The organism is Mannheimia bovis (assembly GCF_014541205.1).
Lineage (GTDB): Bacteria > Pseudomonadota > Gammaproteobacteria > Enterobacterales > Pasteurellaceae > Mannheimia > Mannheimia bovis.
Map to the genome: position 1 here is coordinate 1,445,970 of NZ_CP061280.1, position 14,625 is coordinate 1,460,594.

At 38.4% G+C, this 14,625-nt stretch carries 31 protein-coding genes; 16 read left to right on the top strand and 15 right to left on the bottom strand.

The genetic code is table 11. From position 1 onward, the window contains the following. Positions 1-17: 17 nt before the first annotated feature. Genes ICJ55_RS07095 through ICJ55_RS07130 form a run of 8 tightly spaced genes read right to left on the bottom strand, consistent with a single transcriptional unit; the run spans position 18 to position 3,791 of the window. Positions 18-494, bottom strand: a complete 477-nt coding sequence (locus ICJ55_RS07095; RefSeq protein ID WP_188156178.1) for a hypothetical protein — start codon at positions 492-494, stop codon at positions 18-20. Positions 495-533: 39 nt separating this feature from the next. Next, the gene (locus tag ICJ55_RS07100) at positions 534-1,328 is read right to left on the bottom strand and encodes a hypothetical protein (RefSeq protein ID WP_025217133.1); all 795 of its coding nucleotides are present in this window, start codon (positions 1,326-1,328) and stop codon (positions 534-536) included. Next, entirely contained in the window at positions 1,328-2,002 is a 675-nt protein-coding gene (locus ICJ55_RS07105; protein ID WP_244141762.1) for a translocation protein TolB precursor, read from the bottom strand. Before ICJ55_RS07105 ends, ICJ55_RS07100 begins: the two co-directional genes overlap by 1 nt. After that, positions 1,980-2,903 carry a recombinase RecT gene (locus ICJ55_RS07110; protein WP_188156179.1) on the bottom strand — a complete coding sequence of 308 codons (924 nt, stop codon included), beginning with the start codon at positions 2,901-2,903 and terminating at the stop codon, positions 1,980-1,982. The genes ICJ55_RS07105 and ICJ55_RS07110 overlap by 23 nt, the downstream gene beginning before the upstream one ends. A gap of 11 nt (positions 2,904-2,914) precedes the next feature. Further along, entirely contained in the window at positions 2,915-3,127 is a 213-nt protein-coding gene (locus ICJ55_RS07115; RefSeq protein WP_188156180.1) for a hypothetical protein, read from the bottom strand. Further along, a complete protein-coding gene (locus tag ICJ55_RS07120) occupies positions 3,127-3,264 on the bottom strand; it encodes a hypothetical protein (RefSeq protein ID WP_188156181.1) in 138 nt (45 codons plus the stop codon). The genes ICJ55_RS07115 and ICJ55_RS07120 overlap by 1 nt, the downstream gene beginning before the upstream one ends. Then, positions 3,257-3,622, bottom strand: coding sequence for a hypothetical protein (locus tag ICJ55_RS07125; RefSeq protein ID WP_188156182.1), 366 nt, complete (start codon positions 3,620-3,622; stop codon positions 3,257-3,259). The genes ICJ55_RS07120 and ICJ55_RS07125 overlap by 8 nt, the downstream gene beginning before the upstream one ends. Next, a complete protein-coding gene (locus tag ICJ55_RS07130) occupies positions 3,615-3,791 on the bottom strand; it encodes a hypothetical protein (RefSeq protein ID WP_188156183.1) in 177 nt (58 codons plus the stop codon). The genes ICJ55_RS07125 and ICJ55_RS07130 overlap by 8 nt, the downstream gene beginning before the upstream one ends. Before the next feature lie 476 nt (positions 3,792-4,267). Here ICJ55_RS07130 and ICJ55_RS07135 point away from each other — a divergent pair, with 476 nt between their 5' ends. Beyond that, a complete protein-coding gene (locus ICJ55_RS07135; protein ID WP_188156184.1) occupies positions 4,268-4,513 on the top strand; it encodes a hypothetical protein in 246 nt (81 codons plus the stop codon). Positions 4,514-4,548: 35 nt separating this feature from the next. Here the strand turns inward: ICJ55_RS07135 and ICJ55_RS07140 are convergent, their stop codons facing one another. From ICJ55_RS07140 to ICJ55_RS07160, 5 genes are all read right to left on the bottom strand, one after another. Next, on the bottom strand, positions 4,549-4,770 hold the full coding sequence (locus tag ICJ55_RS07140) for a hypothetical protein (RefSeq protein WP_188156185.1): 222 nt from the start codon (positions 4,768-4,770) through the stop codon (positions 4,549-4,551). 562 nt (positions 4,771-5,332) lie between these two features. After that, positions 5,333-5,752: a hypothetical protein gene (locus ICJ55_RS07145; RefSeq protein WP_188156186.1), complete on the bottom strand. Its 420-nt coding sequence runs from the start codon at positions 5,750-5,752 to the stop codon at positions 5,333-5,335. Beyond that, the gene (locus ICJ55_RS07150; RefSeq protein WP_188156187.1) at positions 5,739-6,077 is read right to left on the bottom strand and encodes an STAS-like domain-containing protein; all 339 of its coding nucleotides are present in this window, start codon (positions 6,075-6,077) and stop codon (positions 5,739-5,741) included. The genes ICJ55_RS07145 and ICJ55_RS07150 overlap by 14 nt, the downstream gene beginning before the upstream one ends. A gap of 3 nt (positions 6,078-6,080) precedes the next feature. Next, positions 6,081-7,121, bottom strand: coding sequence for a hypothetical protein (locus ICJ55_RS07155; protein WP_244141763.1), 1,041 nt, complete (start codon positions 7,119-7,121; stop codon positions 6,081-6,083). Between the two features lie 98 nt (positions 7,122-7,219). Then, positions 7,220-7,879, bottom strand: coding sequence for a helix-turn-helix domain-containing protein (locus ICJ55_RS07160; RefSeq protein ID WP_188156189.1), 660 nt, complete (start codon positions 7,877-7,879; stop codon positions 7,220-7,222). Between the two features lie 132 nt (positions 7,880-8,011). On the opposite strand from ICJ55_RS07160, the gene ICJ55_RS07165 reads away from it, so the two are divergent. The 11 genes from ICJ55_RS07165 to ICJ55_RS07215 are packed head-to-tail and all read left to right on the top strand — an operon-like array spanning position 8,012 to position 12,936. Next, positions 8,012-8,218: a helix-turn-helix transcriptional regulator gene (locus tag ICJ55_RS07165; protein WP_188157699.1), complete on the top strand. Its 207-nt coding sequence runs from the start codon at positions 8,012-8,014 to the stop codon at positions 8,216-8,218. A gap of 20 nt (positions 8,219-8,238) precedes the next feature. Beyond that, complete coding sequence (locus tag ICJ55_RS07170; protein WP_176810074.1) at positions 8,239-8,484, top strand: CII family transcriptional regulator; 246 nt, start codon at positions 8,239-8,241, stop codon at positions 8,482-8,484. A 43-nt stretch (positions 8,485-8,527) separates the two neighbouring features. After that, a complete protein-coding gene (locus tag ICJ55_RS07175) occupies positions 8,528-8,698 on the top strand; it encodes a hypothetical protein (protein WP_188156190.1) in 171 nt (56 codons plus the stop codon). Next, complete coding sequence (locus ICJ55_RS07180; RefSeq protein ID WP_188156191.1) at positions 8,673-9,536, top strand: replication protein; 864 nt, start codon at positions 8,673-8,675, stop codon at positions 9,534-9,536. The genes ICJ55_RS07175 and ICJ55_RS07180 overlap by 26 nt, the downstream gene beginning before the upstream one ends. Next, positions 9,533-10,897 (top strand): replicative DNA helicase, encoded by a 1,365-nt coding sequence (locus ICJ55_RS07185; protein WP_188156192.1) that lies wholly within the window; start codon positions 9,533-9,535, stop codon positions 10,895-10,897. The genes ICJ55_RS07180 and ICJ55_RS07185 overlap by 4 nt, the downstream gene beginning before the upstream one ends. Next, positions 10,894-11,442, top strand: a complete 549-nt coding sequence (locus tag ICJ55_RS07190) for a DNA N-6-adenine-methyltransferase (protein WP_188156193.1) — start codon at positions 10,894-10,896, stop codon at positions 11,440-11,442. Before ICJ55_RS07185 ends, ICJ55_RS07190 begins: the two co-directional genes overlap by 4 nt. Next, a complete protein-coding gene (locus ICJ55_RS07195; RefSeq protein WP_188156194.1) occupies positions 11,432-11,644 on the top strand; it encodes a hypothetical protein in 213 nt (70 codons plus the stop codon). The genes ICJ55_RS07190 and ICJ55_RS07195 overlap by 11 nt, the downstream gene beginning before the upstream one ends. 20 nt (positions 11,645-11,664) lie before the next feature. Then, complete coding sequence (locus ICJ55_RS07200) at positions 11,665-11,868, top strand: hypothetical protein (protein WP_188156195.1); 204 nt, start codon at positions 11,665-11,667, stop codon at positions 11,866-11,868. After that, complete coding sequence (locus tag ICJ55_RS07205; protein ID WP_188156196.1) at positions 11,861-12,313, top strand: DUF1367 family protein; 453 nt, start codon at positions 11,861-11,863, stop codon at positions 12,311-12,313. Before ICJ55_RS07200 ends, ICJ55_RS07205 begins: the two co-directional genes overlap by 8 nt. 23 nt (positions 12,314-12,336) lie before the next feature. Further along, positions 12,337-12,546, top strand: a complete 210-nt coding sequence (locus tag ICJ55_RS07210) for a hypothetical protein (RefSeq protein WP_188156197.1) — start codon at positions 12,337-12,339, stop codon at positions 12,544-12,546. Positions 12,547-12,600: 54 nt separating this feature from the next. Continuing rightward, the gene (locus ICJ55_RS07215; RefSeq protein WP_188156198.1) at positions 12,601-12,936 is read left to right on the top strand and encodes a hypothetical protein; all 336 of its coding nucleotides are present in this window, start codon (positions 12,601-12,603) and stop codon (positions 12,934-12,936) included. A 10-nt stretch (positions 12,937-12,946) separates the two neighbouring features. Here ICJ55_RS07215 and ICJ55_RS07220 read toward each other — a convergent pair whose 3' ends face one another. Beyond that, positions 12,947-13,123, bottom strand: coding sequence for a hypothetical protein (locus tag ICJ55_RS07220; RefSeq protein WP_188156199.1), 177 nt, complete (start codon positions 13,121-13,123; stop codon positions 12,947-12,949). 13 nt (positions 13,124-13,136) lie between these two features. Here ICJ55_RS07220 and ICJ55_RS07225 point away from each other — a divergent pair, with 13 nt between their 5' ends. The 4 genes from ICJ55_RS07225 (at position 13,137) to ICJ55_RS07240 (ending at position 14,425) form a co-directional block, all read left to right on the top strand. Beyond that, on the top strand, positions 13,137-13,322 hold the full coding sequence (locus tag ICJ55_RS07225) for a hypothetical protein (protein WP_188156200.1): 186 nt from the start codon (positions 13,137-13,139) through the stop codon (positions 13,320-13,322). 98 nt (positions 13,323-13,420) lie between these two features. After that, a complete protein-coding gene (locus ICJ55_RS07230; protein ID WP_188156201.1) occupies positions 13,421-13,705 on the top strand; it encodes a DUF1364 domain-containing protein in 285 nt (94 codons plus the stop codon). Then, positions 13,702-14,070: a RusA family crossover junction endodeoxyribonuclease gene (locus ICJ55_RS07235; RefSeq protein ID WP_021280055.1), complete on the top strand. Its 369-nt coding sequence runs from the start codon at positions 13,702-13,704 to the stop codon at positions 14,068-14,070. Before ICJ55_RS07230 ends, ICJ55_RS07235 begins: the two co-directional genes overlap by 4 nt. Beyond that, the gene (locus ICJ55_RS07240) at positions 14,060-14,425 is read left to right on the top strand and encodes an antiterminator Q family protein (protein ID WP_188156202.1); all 366 of its coding nucleotides are present in this window, start codon (positions 14,060-14,062) and stop codon (positions 14,423-14,425) included. Before ICJ55_RS07235 ends, ICJ55_RS07240 begins: the two co-directional genes overlap by 11 nt. Here ICJ55_RS07240 and ICJ55_RS07245 read toward each other — a convergent pair. Next, complete coding sequence (locus ICJ55_RS07245) at positions 14,393-14,587, bottom strand: hypothetical protein (protein ID WP_188156203.1); 195 nt, start codon at positions 14,585-14,587, stop codon at positions 14,393-14,395. The genes ICJ55_RS07240 and ICJ55_RS07245 overlap by 33 nt on opposite strands. Positions 14,588-14,625 lie beyond the last annotated feature (38 nt).

The window sequence follows — 14,625 nt, forward strand, 5'->3', positions numbered from 1 at the left end:
AATAAAAAAGCGACTGATTAAGTCGCTTCTCCTAAAATTCTGCTTTTTGCTACATCAATTAGTAGCTGATACTCCCGCTTCGTTTTCTCATCGTGTACTTTTGCAGATTTTTCTAAAAATTCTTCAACTGTTCCGACAAAACAACCACGAGTAACAATTAATCCGTCTTTGCCATTAAATACAGTCAACGTACCATTCTCAGTACCGACATTGCTTACCCAGAAAATCATTTTTCTTTCGGATATGACGGCATAAGATCTTACCCAAGCACTGCCGAACACCCAAGCACTGCCGAACACCTGAGCATTGCCGAACACCCAAGCACTGCCTGATTGATCTAGGTTGTTCTCTTTCTCTATGTATCCACCAATCTCACCGGCTACTACTAAGCCAAAGGAGATTAAGGCTTTGATGCGGTAGAGTTTTCTACCGTGGTGGTTGATTGTGTCGTCTTGGAGGAGTTCGTATTTCTTTTGTTGAGTTTGGTTTGTCATAGTTTTTACCTACTAAAAAGCCCCTTTCGGGGCGGTGAGTTAGTCAGGAATTTTAAAGTCAAATTCTTCGGGTTGTTTGATTTGCTTGATTACTTTGCCTTCGGCATAGTTTTTAAAGGCTCGCATTGTCTTTTTCATTAGTTTTTTTCGTTCACTATTACCGTGAGAACCACTACTAGAACTAGAAGAAAGCAAATGTTCTCTGAACTTAATAGCGGTTACATCACCAGCTTTTCTATCGTCCGGCATAATTCCGGTTACAAGCATATTCATAAATCGTTCAACATCTTCTTCACCGTAATACAAGGAACAAATAGCTAACGCAGCAAGAATTGGGGCAGATGTTATGCTTTTCTTGGCTGTTTTCCCTAATCTCTGCCCAAATAAGACTGTTTTTCTATTTCTCAAAAAATAGTCTTCATATCTGAAAATGTTAGGTGGGTTTGCATTTCCTTTATCTGCAAGTATTTTTAATATCGCCGCTCCCATTGTGGACAGTTCTGAATATCCTGCAATTCTTAACTGATCTTGCATACTGCGAACTCGACCATTATCAATGGCTTTAGTATCACAGAATTGTAAACCTTTCGTTACCATTACTTCTACAGCAACACCAGAAAGCTCAATACCCTTTAATCTATGCTGCCCATCTATAAGATTGCCATCGTCAGAAAAAGCAATACCCTGATGTGTCACAACCCAATTATTGGATAGAATAATATCTCTATAAACTTTTGCTCGCTCAATATTCAAAGAGCGGTTTTGATTGTTATGCTTTTCTAACCATTCTTTTGCCATTTCTGGTGTAACGGTAATAATTTGTGTGACTATCATCACATCATCTCCTGTATTAGTTCATCATAATAACGCCCTGCTGCTGCAACCCGCTCTTTGATTTTCTCAATTACGCTATCATCACGTTTGATTGTGACGGTAGTAAGGCGTTTTTCTTGTGGGATTTGCTCGACTAAATCCACCAGTTTATTCGGGTCTTCGTATGTGCCGATAAGGTCAAATGGCGTGGGAAATAACACAAAATCAATTTCTGCTTGTTCGCAGCCCCACAACCACATATAGCCCTGCATTTGGATGTCATAACCTGCTTTTTCAGCTTTCGCTTGAGCTTCATCTTTGAAGAATGGATGTGTGCCAATATCCCAACTGCATTTTGTGTCGATGATGAGTTTTCGACTTGGCACATAAACATCACATTCGCCATTAATGAAACCATTGTCTCTGCGTTCGGAGTTTTTCTTTAACACTAAACCACGAGTAAAACCGCTTAACTTAATGGCTTGTTCTTCTAGTTGGTTTCCTTTGGCAGTATATTTATTGCCATCAAAAGACTGATAGCCGAACAAGTCAAACTTTGCCATTTCACGCACCGTAGCTTTGGCGGTATCTGAAATCTTACCTGCTTCCTTATCTGCTTTGGTGCGTGGCTCACTCATTAGCAAGTGTAGCATTGAGCATCGCGGCTTGAATTTATACATTTGATTGTTGCTCATTTTCTAGTTTCTCCAACTCCGCATATTGTTCCTTGTTGAATTCATAGCCGTTGTCGCACATATCTTGTAAGGCGCTTTCTTTGTTGATGATGGTTTGTTTGCATTTCTCAAACACCTCATCACTGACTTTGAGTTCGGTAAATTCAGCCTCTTGGATTTCGTTGTCCGGATAGCTAAATTCTGCATTTTCTACGTCTTTTACGACCGCTTGATCTGCCAAGACCGCCTGTTGCATTTCGACCGATAACGGGGCTTGTTTGGAAAGCAAGAGCTTCATCACAGTTTTGAGTGCCATTGCCTCAAAGTTATCGTGCCATACGCCGTAGCCTTTGCGGTAGGTTTGGGAATATCGGTTGGCGTGGTCGTGGACTTCTTGCGTAGTCATATAGATTTCAGCAGTAAATTCATTCACCAATTTGAAATAAGCGTAGTAGCCAATCGGTTTTTCGTCTTTAGCCGGTTTTTGTTTCCAGTCAAACTCATAGCCGTTAATTGGATCTTCAGCAAGCAGTTGTTTCTCATAGACAGGGACGGCAACCAATCGCTTAAACTGTCCGCTACGTTGTGCAAGTTGAATTAAGCCTTTGTAGCCGAGTTGGAATTGAGCTTCGGTCTTTTTCTCTTTGCGGTTTTGGTACGGCACAATGTAGGCAAAACCTAAGCCGTTTTGTAATGGCAAGTTAAGCGTAGCAGCCATACAAGCAGCGTTAAACACACTCATTGGCTCGGCATTGCGGAGCATTGAATTGCTATTCACAATTTGCAGTACGCTTGTTGTAAATGTGGCAGCGTTTTTGTTTAAAAGCTCTTGTAGTTTTTGTTTTACATTTGGGCTTTCAAACAGGGTTTTAATGGGGAATTTGTCTTGTTGTTTTGCTACTTGTTGATTTTGATTTGTCATTTTCTTACCCTCTAAATTTCATTTTTACGTTGGTTCTGCTCGTCTATATAAGCGTTAATCGCCTTAACCCAGCCATCAGATCCGGCTAGGATAGTGGCAACGGTTTCAAATCCGTTATTTTCTAGCACATCTATGATTTTTTCTTCAGTCAGAATAAAAGCCTCTTCATTAGGGTCTTCTTTTGGTTGAAGTGATGCATCTGTGTAATCTCTATAGCCTATCATCACACGTTCTCCGTTTTAAACTCACATTTCTCTGGTTTACATTCACCAGTTGGAATTAACTCTTCGCCGTCACTGCATTGCATTAACAGTGTTAGTGCAAGCATAAACAGAAAGGCGGATATTGCGGTTCTAACCATTTACAGCCTCCATTCGTTTTTGTTTGAGTTGATACATCTGCTTATGAAAAGCATTAAAGGCAGATGGCGGCAGTTCGTCTTTTTGGCGACTTTCTGCTTTCAGTTCTTCGTATTGATGTTCCGAAAGTAGGTAATAAGGCTTTTCTTTCGCCTCCTTGATAAATTTCAAAACCTCACTTTTCTTCCACTGATGAACCAATCTTCTGTCTTTGCTATTTGGTCGTCTTGCCATTTGGGATTTCGGAAAGAACGGTCGCCGCTTTCTTCGGTCGCCACTTATCCAACCATAGAGATTTGTTGCTGACATATCTAATAACTTTGCCACTTCTGCCGAGCCGATAAATTCTGTTTTAGCCATTTTTACCACCACAATATTGATTACCGTTATCTTCCACTTTCCACATACCTTGGTTACGCTCACATTTGTAACGCTCAAGCTGTACGTGGTCGTCATAGTCCATTCGTCCGACAATGCCTAATATCAAAATTAGCAAGACAAATGGGGCAAGTTGTTTCATTTTGTTCATAGGATTGTCCTTTGGGGTAAAAAAGCCCCGCACGAGGCGGGGAAGGTCTATGGAGTAATTATGTCTTTATAATTAACCGCTCTTTTTAAGTTGTAGCAGTTACACAACTAGCCATTCAGAACCGCTTTACACGGTAGATTTCAACTTTTCTCACTCTCACGTCATAAGGATTGCGTAAAGCGGTTTTGAATGGTTACCGTTGATTAACCCCAACGGCAGGGTTTACTTCAATCACATTAAGGGAGTGATGGCGAACCATCTCTAACAACTCTCTATCTACCATTCGTTTCGCTGCCTAATGGCTCTTTAGAAAACATTAAAACTAAAGGTGGTTATTTGGCTAACTCTCTGTTGAAAGTTGTTAGAGATGGTGGCTCTTTTTATACTTGTGAGCCAACCGAGCAAGTCCTCTTGTATGCGACTACATTGAGGAATATAATATTTTTGCGACTACAATTTTATTAGAGGAAAACATTATGGAAAAAGAGCTTATTTTCCCCATTACCGTAACTCATCCAATGACTTGCACTTTAAACCCCAATACAGGACAATTGGTTTTAGATTTTTATCCTTATATGATGGAACAGACTGAGAACTTGAATAAGTTTCGTTTAGTGTTTGAACCGAAGGCAACACTAGAAATGATGAAGAATGTGGCTGTTCTTCAGGAGAATTACGCTGAATTAATTGAAGAGAAAGCCAAGCTAGATTCCGTCCAATAACTTCTAGTATTTTCATTTAATTACCTCATTAGAAATTAAGAATTTATCAAAATAAACGCTTCTTTTAGCTCTTTGGCAAGGTCTAATGTGCCTTTTCCACTGTGGTTTCTTGAGTGTTCTAACACGGCCTGTTTGATATGGTATTTATCTTCATCAGACAGGCTTTCCTCTTTAAAACTCACTTCCAAATCTTTAATATTCCCCATTTGATCATTCAAAAGGGCTAATTTGGCGATTTCATAATTTTTACTTTTCATAATCTACCTCTGGTTAAATATTCCAAAACACACTTTTTCAAATATGCTTTGGAATTGAACCAGCGTTTGTGCTTCCCGATTCACTGCCGGTGCTTAACGTTTCCGCTGGTTCTCACATCACCGATAAATTCGCTACAGCTACCATACTATTCTTTCAGTTTGAGTAGCTTAGAGAGTTTCACAACTTATCTGTAAGCTCATTTACCGCATACGTTTTACCGATTTGTGCAAAGATTGGTTCTGTCTCTCCAATGTCATTGCATTGCTAATAGTCCGCTTGCCGTGATGTGTTTTTGATTAAATTTTTAAAGAACATCGAGCTTAGCTCGTTTTGATGGGTGTATTATCACAAATTGAAATTAATAAATCAACACATAATGAAATCAATGTTGTTAAATTAATTTCATTTTGTGATTAATTTTTTGATTTTAAAGAGAATTTATTTTTAGAAAGGTTGTTTGATTGCTTAATAAATAAACAATCGTGGGGTGCAAGCGGTCGTTTTTGGGGAAAATTTTGCAGATGAGAGGTAAAAGAAAAACCGCCATAAAGACGGTTTGTGTTAAAGGAATTTCTTAGGATAAAATTCAATAAGTGGCGTTAGTTTGTAAATTAAGTTCCGAATAGCCGTATCTCTTTGGTTAGATTCTTCTGAAAAAAGTTGGTCCGTAATAATTTGCTTTATTTCTCGTAATTGATTTCTCGGGTAATCTTGCGGCACTAAGACATTGATTTTTGAGCATTTGGCTTGAAGTAACTTATGATTAGCAATCATTCGATGATAGTTAGTTTCACTATAATCCATTTCTTTGTGGATTATTAGTGATTCATTGAGTATCTTCTGACAAAGATTTTCTAACTCATCTATTGCGGCATTATATGTACTATGTTTAGCATTTCGTCCACCTAAACAGTAGCTGATTGGGATACCTACCACAGAAACTAATAGCGAAATGCTTGCAATAATATCAGAGAGTTGCATTGCTATTAGCCTTACGTTCGATAGCCTCTTCTACATAATTTCTTATTTCAAGAATTAAGTCTGGATCATCCTCAGAAACTAAATTATCAACAATTCTTCGCATGATATTTGGCTCGACACTAGAACGAATACATCCGCCAAAAACTTCTTCTAAGAATGAAGAACCATACCCTGCAACACCATCAAGATTGATAATCCAATCCGATGTTTGAGAGAGTTTTGGTAGTAAGATGTCTTCTCTAAATTCTTCACCACTTGCTTTACCTAAATGGCGATAGCGTGGACCGGGAAATTCACTAAATTTTTTTATGTAAATAGTTTCCATAAATTATGCCTTATTAAGTGGGATATTCCACTGAATGATTGTACCATTTATCGACAATTGATTTTCATAACAACGTTCATTACCATTATGGGAGAATGTATACGTTCCTTTGTTTGAATGTATAAATAAAGTGCTACCTTTATTTTCCTTGATCAAGGATTTTATGTCAGTTGAACCTTTTCCTCTATAATCAAGTTCGGTTCTTGATTCTTTTATTGCTGCAGCCGCTTTGATATATAGGCAATCATTAGTGGGTTTGGTTGTAAGCCTTAATACTTCTTTCCATAACTTTGCTAAGAAGTGTTCATCTTGAGTATATTCTAGTGTATTTGGGATACCGTGTCCTAAGTCGCAAACAAAAATTGACATTTCATCATTCAAAACAGCAAGCAGCATCCACCAACGTTTAAGTGGGAAAGAGCGTTTTGTTGGTATTCTTATATCATAAGCGTGTTCAACAGCATTAGATATTCCTTCAATCCACGTTCTATATAAACCAGAGGTGGAAATTCCCATATTTTCCAATTCATCTTTGAGAGGTTTAGTAATAGAACCATCAGCTTCATCACCTCGGATATAATGCCAACATACAACGTTTTTCTTTGATGAATGACTAGTATAATTAAATCCTAATAGTTTATAAAGCCCTATATGACAAAAGACAGCATCTACATCATATTTCATTCTGTTTTGTATTCTGTAATCATTAGGCTTATTTTTAGGGCGAATTATGCTAAATTTTAAGTTAGGGTATAATGTTCTAATCGTATCGATTGTGGCTACTAATGTTGCACAAGCATCAGGTGATAATACTTCGGTTTCTCTAAAATTAATTTTTATCTTTTTAGAAGATCGTGCAGCTTCAGAGCATAGCCTTTCAAGTGCGTTTTTAAAATACACAAAAACTTTATGGTGTTTTAGACTTAAGGATAACACTTTGGGAGCAATAACTGTCATTCCTTTAGCGGATATTTGATTTCTAAAACGTGGTTTTTTGTGTTTTTTTCTTGATAATATATTACGATGTGTTCTTTTTCTTACCATTCTTAACCAATGTTGTAGGAAGAACTTCGCTCTCTTCATATAGACCTCTTCTCAAACTAAGGTTACCCAATAAAATTCAACTGTTGGCTTTGGTGCATTTACAAATAGCTCCTATGCTCAACCGCCACTCCAATAATACGAATATCTTGTTTCATTGAGCTGAGTGTTGGAAAATCTGGGTTAAGTGGTATTAGCTCAAAATGAGGATTGCCAGATTCTGACCATTCGCCTAATTCCCGATAACGTTTTAAAGTGGCCTCACCTGTGCCATTAACCGCTGCTACATAATCACCCGGATGTGGGCGTTTGCGAATATCAATTAACACAAGATCGCCCTCACTAAATTTAGGCTCCATTGATAATCCTGAAATACGCAGAAAGAACGCATCTGGCCCAGCATCAATCTCTGTATCGATATAGTCATATCCCATAGAGCCTTTATAATCAAACGTTTCAGTCCATAGGCCAGCTTGAATAGAGCTAATTAGGGGGTATGAGTTGGATTTTTGAGGCTTAACAATTTGAACATTCGTATCAAAAGCAAGAGTTTCGGGAGAAACACCAAGAACTCTACTGATAATTTCAATATCATCTAGGTCAGGAGTTCGGTTGTCTCTCTCATAATTCGCAATACGAGATTGCCCCCATTTATTATTCTTATCTCGATTATCTATTGATGTACATCGTTCAGCGACTTCTTGCTGACTGATGCCTAATTGCTCTCTATAAGCCTTAATTCTGTTACCTAAGGTTGTCATAACTCTCTCCCATATTAATTTCTCTTTATTTTAATACGCTCTGTTATATTTTCATAAATCACAAAATGAAATTTACATTTAGTTCAATATGTGATTTAATTATTGAAGGTTAATCACAAAGAGAAATTTTTAATGAATAAAATAGCCGAAATTCGAAACCGACTTGGTGTAAGTCAAGCTCAGTTAGCTGTCCAGATTGGTTGGGGACAACCTCGAATTGCTAACTATGAAACTGGAAACCGTACGCCATCTGTTTATGTTGCTCAAAAAATAGTTGAAGGATTGAATTCTTTAGGAGCAAACGTACGTATTGATGACGTTTTCCCTGTTGGCAACTAATTTACCCCAAGAGGCACACAATGCCACGCAATGAATTAACGAAAAATGCAAGAGCGATTGTGGATTTGATACATCGTAAATCTGCAACGGTTACGCATAAGGAACTAGCAAGAGCAATCGGACTGAGCGAATCACAATTTAGCCGCACATTTGCCGATAACGTGGAAATGGTGGCGGTAATTGTTGATTACTTAGGTATTGAGCTTGCAGATAAAGAGGAATTAGCAGCATTAAAACTGCTCGCTGGTAAGTATTTAGGCAAATAAAAAACCACCGCTGGAACGGTGGTAGTTTACAAGGAGTTACCTTTTGAAAAATCAGCGTAATGATACACAAAAAAGCTCCTTATGGCAAGAGTTTGAATATCGAAAACGGTTAAAAAATCTGATTGAAAGCGGTTTATCCGTAGCCGAAATTGAAATCCGTTCACAACAAATTTATAAGGAGCTGAAAAGTGAATGCACAACCGAAGCAAATTAACCCAATTTTAAAACTGCACCCCAAACAATCAGAGGCTAAGAAAGTGAGTGTTGATGATGGTTATACACAAATTCCGAATGAGTTGTTAGATGCTATTTTGGAAACTGACTTAACTAAACCTCAGATCAAATTAGTTCTTGGGGTTATCAGGAAAACATTTTCTTGGCACAAGGAGATGGATTGGATTTGTAATGAACAGTTAGCAGAAATATCTAGACTTTGTGATGATAAAGAAGCAAGTCGTATAAAAAATGAGCTGATTAAAATGTGTGTTTTAGTCAAAGATGGTAGAAAAATTGGCTTGAATTTGTACATTTCGGAATGGCAAAAAAAGCAAAATCCAATGAATGTACAAAGTAAAAAGGTTGTACAAAAACAAGTAAAAAATCCAATGAATGTACAACAAAAATCCAATGAATGTACAACCACAAAAGAAACTATTACAAAAGAAAAAATAAATAATGAATTTACTAACGTAAATTCTGTACAACAATCCGAAATTTCTTTGCCGAAAAAAACGAAATCTGAGCCAGTCGATTATCAAGGTGTGATGGAAGAATTTAATCGAGCTGTGGAAAATACCCCTATTCCAAAAATTAGAGCGATGAGTGATGAGCGAAAGCGTTCGGTTCACACGTTAGCAAAAATCTTGCGGAAAGAGTTTGGTGGCTATACGCCAAAACATTTTGCGGACTATTTCAATGATTTCGTGCAGCAGGCAAGTAATCGCAAAGACCGATTTTATTTCGGTGGGCTTGATGGCTCAGGCTGGGTAGCAAACTTTGGCTACATCATTCGCTCCAAAACCTTTTACAACACTTGGGAAGATTCTCTATGAGCCAAAATTTAAATACTATCACCTATGAAGTTGAATACTTGCTGATTGGCTCATTGCTAAAATCTCAGCTTAACTCGAAAGCAAGAGATGTGTTGAGTTGGTTAGAGCCTGAAATGTTCGCCACGTTCCAACTTGGAGCAATTTATGAGGCAATTCGCAAGCAGGCATTGAAAGATAATGTGATTGATATGTTGTTGCTCAATGCAGATTACGGACAAGATTTCGCTACGTTAGGCGAGATTATGAAAAACACGATTAGCTGGGCTAACCTAGATGGATACGCTGAAAAAGTTCGCCAGTATCACCAACGCAGAGAGGCTCAAAAAATCTTTTTGGGTGTGGCAAGCGAACTGCAAAATGCACGAGATGAGCAGTTAGATAGCATTACTTCAACAGGCTTAACACATCTAAGCAAACTGCTAAAACGTGGCGGTAAAGTCAAGCCATTTAATATGCCTGATTTGGTTGATGGCTATATGGAGCTGTTCCAAGAGCGAGCGAAACCAAGTTTTAAAGAGCGGTTGTTGTTCACGGGGATTGAGGCGTTAGATGAAAAACTAGGTGGCATTAACGACACGGATATTTGCATTGTTGCTGGTCGTGCCGGTAATGGTAAAACGGAAACTGCCATCACATTTACCAAAAACATTATTGCAAACAAAGGCTCGGTTTTATTTTTCTCGCTGGAGATGAGCAAAGAGCAAATTATGGATAGATTAATTGCGAGTGCAAGCGGTGTGAATTCGGTAAAACTTCGCAATCCTGAAATGATGAACGATGAAGATTTTGGAAAGATGGGAATGGCACTTAAGCCATTGCAAAATCAAAAACTGTTTATTGTGGACAAAAGCGGATTAACCGCAGATGAAATTGTCGGGATTGCTGAAAATCACATACAAGAACAGGGTAAGGTGAGTGCTGTGATTATCGATTATATCGGCTTAGTTCGACACGGTGCATTAGATGGGCGAGTAAATCGAACCTATCAAATCGGTGAAAGTATGGAGCGGTTTAAAACATTTTGCAAAAACAATCACGTTCCGATGATTTTGCTCGCTCAGCTAAACCGTAATGCAGACGGTAGTCGTCCAAGTAATGCGGATTTACGAGATAGCGGAAGCCTTGAGCAAGATGCAAGTCAAATAATTATGGTACATAACCAACGTAACAAGGATGGAGAACCAGCACCTTATACGGAATGGATTGTAACTAAAAACAGATTTGGCAGTAACGGCACAGTTTATATGCAGTTTAAACAAGGGCAATTTATTGAGTGCGATCAAGCTATGGCGTGGGAGTACTTCCAGCAACCGAAAGAAAGTAAAACATCAACAAGCAAGCGTTATGGAGCAATGCAATGACGGATTTTGATAAAGACACTTGGCAAACGCCCGGCTACATCGAATTATGGCTTTATCGCCGCTACAAAATCAACGTTGATGGTTGTGCGACGGAAGAAAATTATTTATTCAGCTCATTTATTGGAGTAAGCCCAAATCAATCGGGTTGTCAAATTCATCACGACTTTTTAGCGGAAGATTTAGATCGCAGGCTGCAGGAAAAAGGCTTAGTGCGAGCCAATATTTTCGTCAATCCCCCTTACTCAGACGTTACGCCATTTATCAAACAGGCTAAACACTTACGAGATAACGGTCACTTAGTGGTGATGTTGCTGAATAACGATAAATCAACGCAGTGGTATCAAAACCATATTCACAACGTGGCAAATGAAGTGATTGATATTATCGGCGGCAGAATTGCATTTATCCACCCTATCACAGGGAACGAAATCAAAGGCAATAGTAAGGGACAAATGGTTGTCGTGTTCGACCCGACAATGGATGATTTTGTACAACGTTCTGTGAGTTTGGATTTTATTAAAAAGGTTGGTGGTTATGTTTGCTGATGTTAATTGCCCCAAATGTGGTGGCTTGGTTACCGAGCGTAAAAGTCGAAGTAAAGGAGCTAAAGATCGCTTTAGATGCTTTGGTAGAAAATGGAGTAAGGGTAACTATAAAGATGGCATTTTAATATCTACAACAAGTGGATACACACCATCTTGTGGGTTATTTGGTATTAAGGATTTATCAAATGCAGAAGAAAAATAATGAAGATTGGGACGGTTTAGATGGAATTTAAATGCCCTAAATGCAACGGAGAGCTTGAAGATTTAAGCATTAATGACGAATGGGGTTGGCATTTAGATGAGCCGTATCGTTGTAATGGACACTATACAGGGCAATTCCCAAGTGTAAGCAAGGATTGCTCGTTAAACCTCACGAAATCTTGTGGCTACTTTAGCAAGGAAGAGGTGGAGAAAGCGAATGGCTAAATACCAAATGACTAAGCTCGCAGGTGGTGTACTTGCACCGCTTAATGATGATGAGGCGGAGCGGTTGAAATCGTTTCAGAATGGCGAGCAATACGAAATCGAAATCAAACGCCAGCGTAACCCAGCATTTCATCGCAAGGTGTTTGCGTTTTTTAATTTCTGTTTTGATGTCTGGAGCGGCTGCCATACCGATTGGGAATATCAAGATGCCAGTGCTCAGTTTGATACGTTCCGCAAGCATTTAACCGTATTAGCTGGGTTTTATACCCAAACGTGGAATTTGAAAGGGCAGGTGCGAATTGAAGCGAAAAGCCTATCCTATGCCAATATGGAACAAGACGAATTTGAGCAGGTTTACAAAGCGTTAATCAACGCAGCAATTAAGCATATTTTTAACAACACGAGAGATGAGAACATTATCAATCGGTTGTATGCGTTTTTTTAGTTTAGCTAATTAAGGAAATTAATATGAAAAAGAAAGTGAGAGTTTTGCTTAGCGTGCCATTTAAATGTATAGCAGTGCTTATTGTGTTAATGGCTCTACCTGCTAGATATGTAAGTTATTTGTTGAGTTATCCCATAGGATTATTTGTTGCAGTAAGTTGTCTGATTGAAACTGGCAATTGGAATTATCAAAAAATCGTTGAAGATTTTAAATGCGATTTTAACCCAATTTAGTGTGTGTTTATTAATTCCCTCGAAATCGGGGGAATTAAAATAGGAGAAATCAAAATGGAAATCAAATCATTTAGTGTAAAAAACTTAATTTCAAACATTGTAATTTTAGGGTTGTTTGTTCTTGCAAACTTTTATTTAAACGAGCAGGTAATTAAAGCGTTTATTTGGTTCTTTTGGGTTATGTCCGCTCTTTCATTTACGGCTATTTTTGCAAAATCTAGTTTTGTTATTTCAAATAGCAGGTTTTACCAAGCCTTTTGCACTAATTTAACTTATTCTCTTGTATTAGTTTATTTCGGCTATCCATTCTTAGCTACATTTCTATTTATAACAGGCTTTTTATATGCAGGCTCAAGAGTTGAGAAAAAGACAAAGGGAGTCTCTAAATGAATTGGACTAGTTACTTTATCGCATTAGGGCTGCCGTCAATATTAACTCTACTCACGTTTATTTTGGTAGTTATTTTTAACACTTCCGATTTTTTAAAGCGACTGTTTTTATGGTGTTTTACGGTTGGGTTGGTATTTACGGTTGTATGGGTTTTACTTGGTATTGTCATTGCAGTAATGCAAGCCATTGGGGATTAATAAATGGCAGAAGAAATTAAAAATTACAAATGCCCTGATTGTGGGGCGGACTTATTAGATTGGCGACATTTTAACGATGCCGTATTAAAAAACAGAGATGGTAATGACTTTGAGTGTACTGGTAGAACTTGTGGCAAGCAGTATCTCCGAGATGAGATTTTATTGGAGGTAAAAGCTAATGATGAATGAGATTAATGTAGTTCTATTGGTGATTGTTGTTTCAGTCCTCTGTGCAGGAGCTTTGAAATTCATTGAGTGGTTTGATCGTAAAGACAAAGAAGGTTGGAATGGCTGATTTACGTAAAGAGGCGAAAGGTAGAGAGTGCCAAGTAAGATTACCGGATATTTGTAATCATAATCCTGAAACGGTGGTATTAGCACACTATCGAATGGCAGGTTTAAATGGCGTAGGAATGAAACCTGATGATATTTTCGGGGCTTGGACTTGTTCATCTTGTCACGATGAATGCGACCGCAGAACACGCAATTTAGAGGCGGATTATGTGAGACAGGCTCACGCAGAGGGCGTATTTAGAACGCAGGCTATTTTACGGAGAGAAGGGAAATTATGAGTGATTGGCTTGAAATTGCGTTGCCTTATCCGCCGAGTGTGAACCATTACTGGAAGCATACCCGAAACGGTAGGCATTATATTTCAGATAAGGGGAAAGCCTTTAGGGCGGAGGTGGTGAAAATCTGCAAAATGTTCGATCCGTTTAAAGGAGCGGTACAAACGGTATTGCAGATTTACTATCCTGATAAACGCAAGCGTGATCCGGATAATTTAGAAAAAGCCTTGTGGGACGCATTAAAAATCGGTGGCTTAATTGAAGAAGACGATAATCAAATTTTAGTCGATAAGCGAACAATTACAGCAGGTTTTAAGAAAGGGGGAATGGTTGTGTTAAAAATTAAGGCGGTGGGTAATGCAAATTGATGTAAAGGGTGTATTAAGTTTATGGGGTGGATATGTGCGTTTTACCGACTGCAAGGGCTATCCGACAATGCAGGCATTTATGCGTGAGTCTCCACAAGAGAGAACAAAACAGCGTTATTTGGCACGCTTAGATGATGATACGCTTGAGAATGTCGATCGGCAAATGCGGAAGTTACAAGCCAATGACAAGCGACAATTTGATGTACTGTTTTATAAATATGCAGTAGGGTTAGAGAATAAGCAGGTTTGGCAGAGGTTATCGCTCAGCAGAGGGGTATTTGAAAATGAACTTCGCCTTGCTGAGCGATTTGTTGAAGGTGCGTTAATTGGTTGTGAGGTTCGTTTGTTCTTGTAGCCTCTCAATTGCTAGCTTGATGAGTTGGTTTTGAGGTATATCTAGCTGTTTGGCTAATAGTTCTATCTGAGCAATTGTGCTTTCGTGTAATTTAAAGGCTTTGAGCTTAATTCCTCGTTTAGCATTGCTACGGTTTACAATTTCAGTTCTTGACAGTGCCATAATAAATCCTTAATATAAGTTTTGAAGAGTAGGGAGAA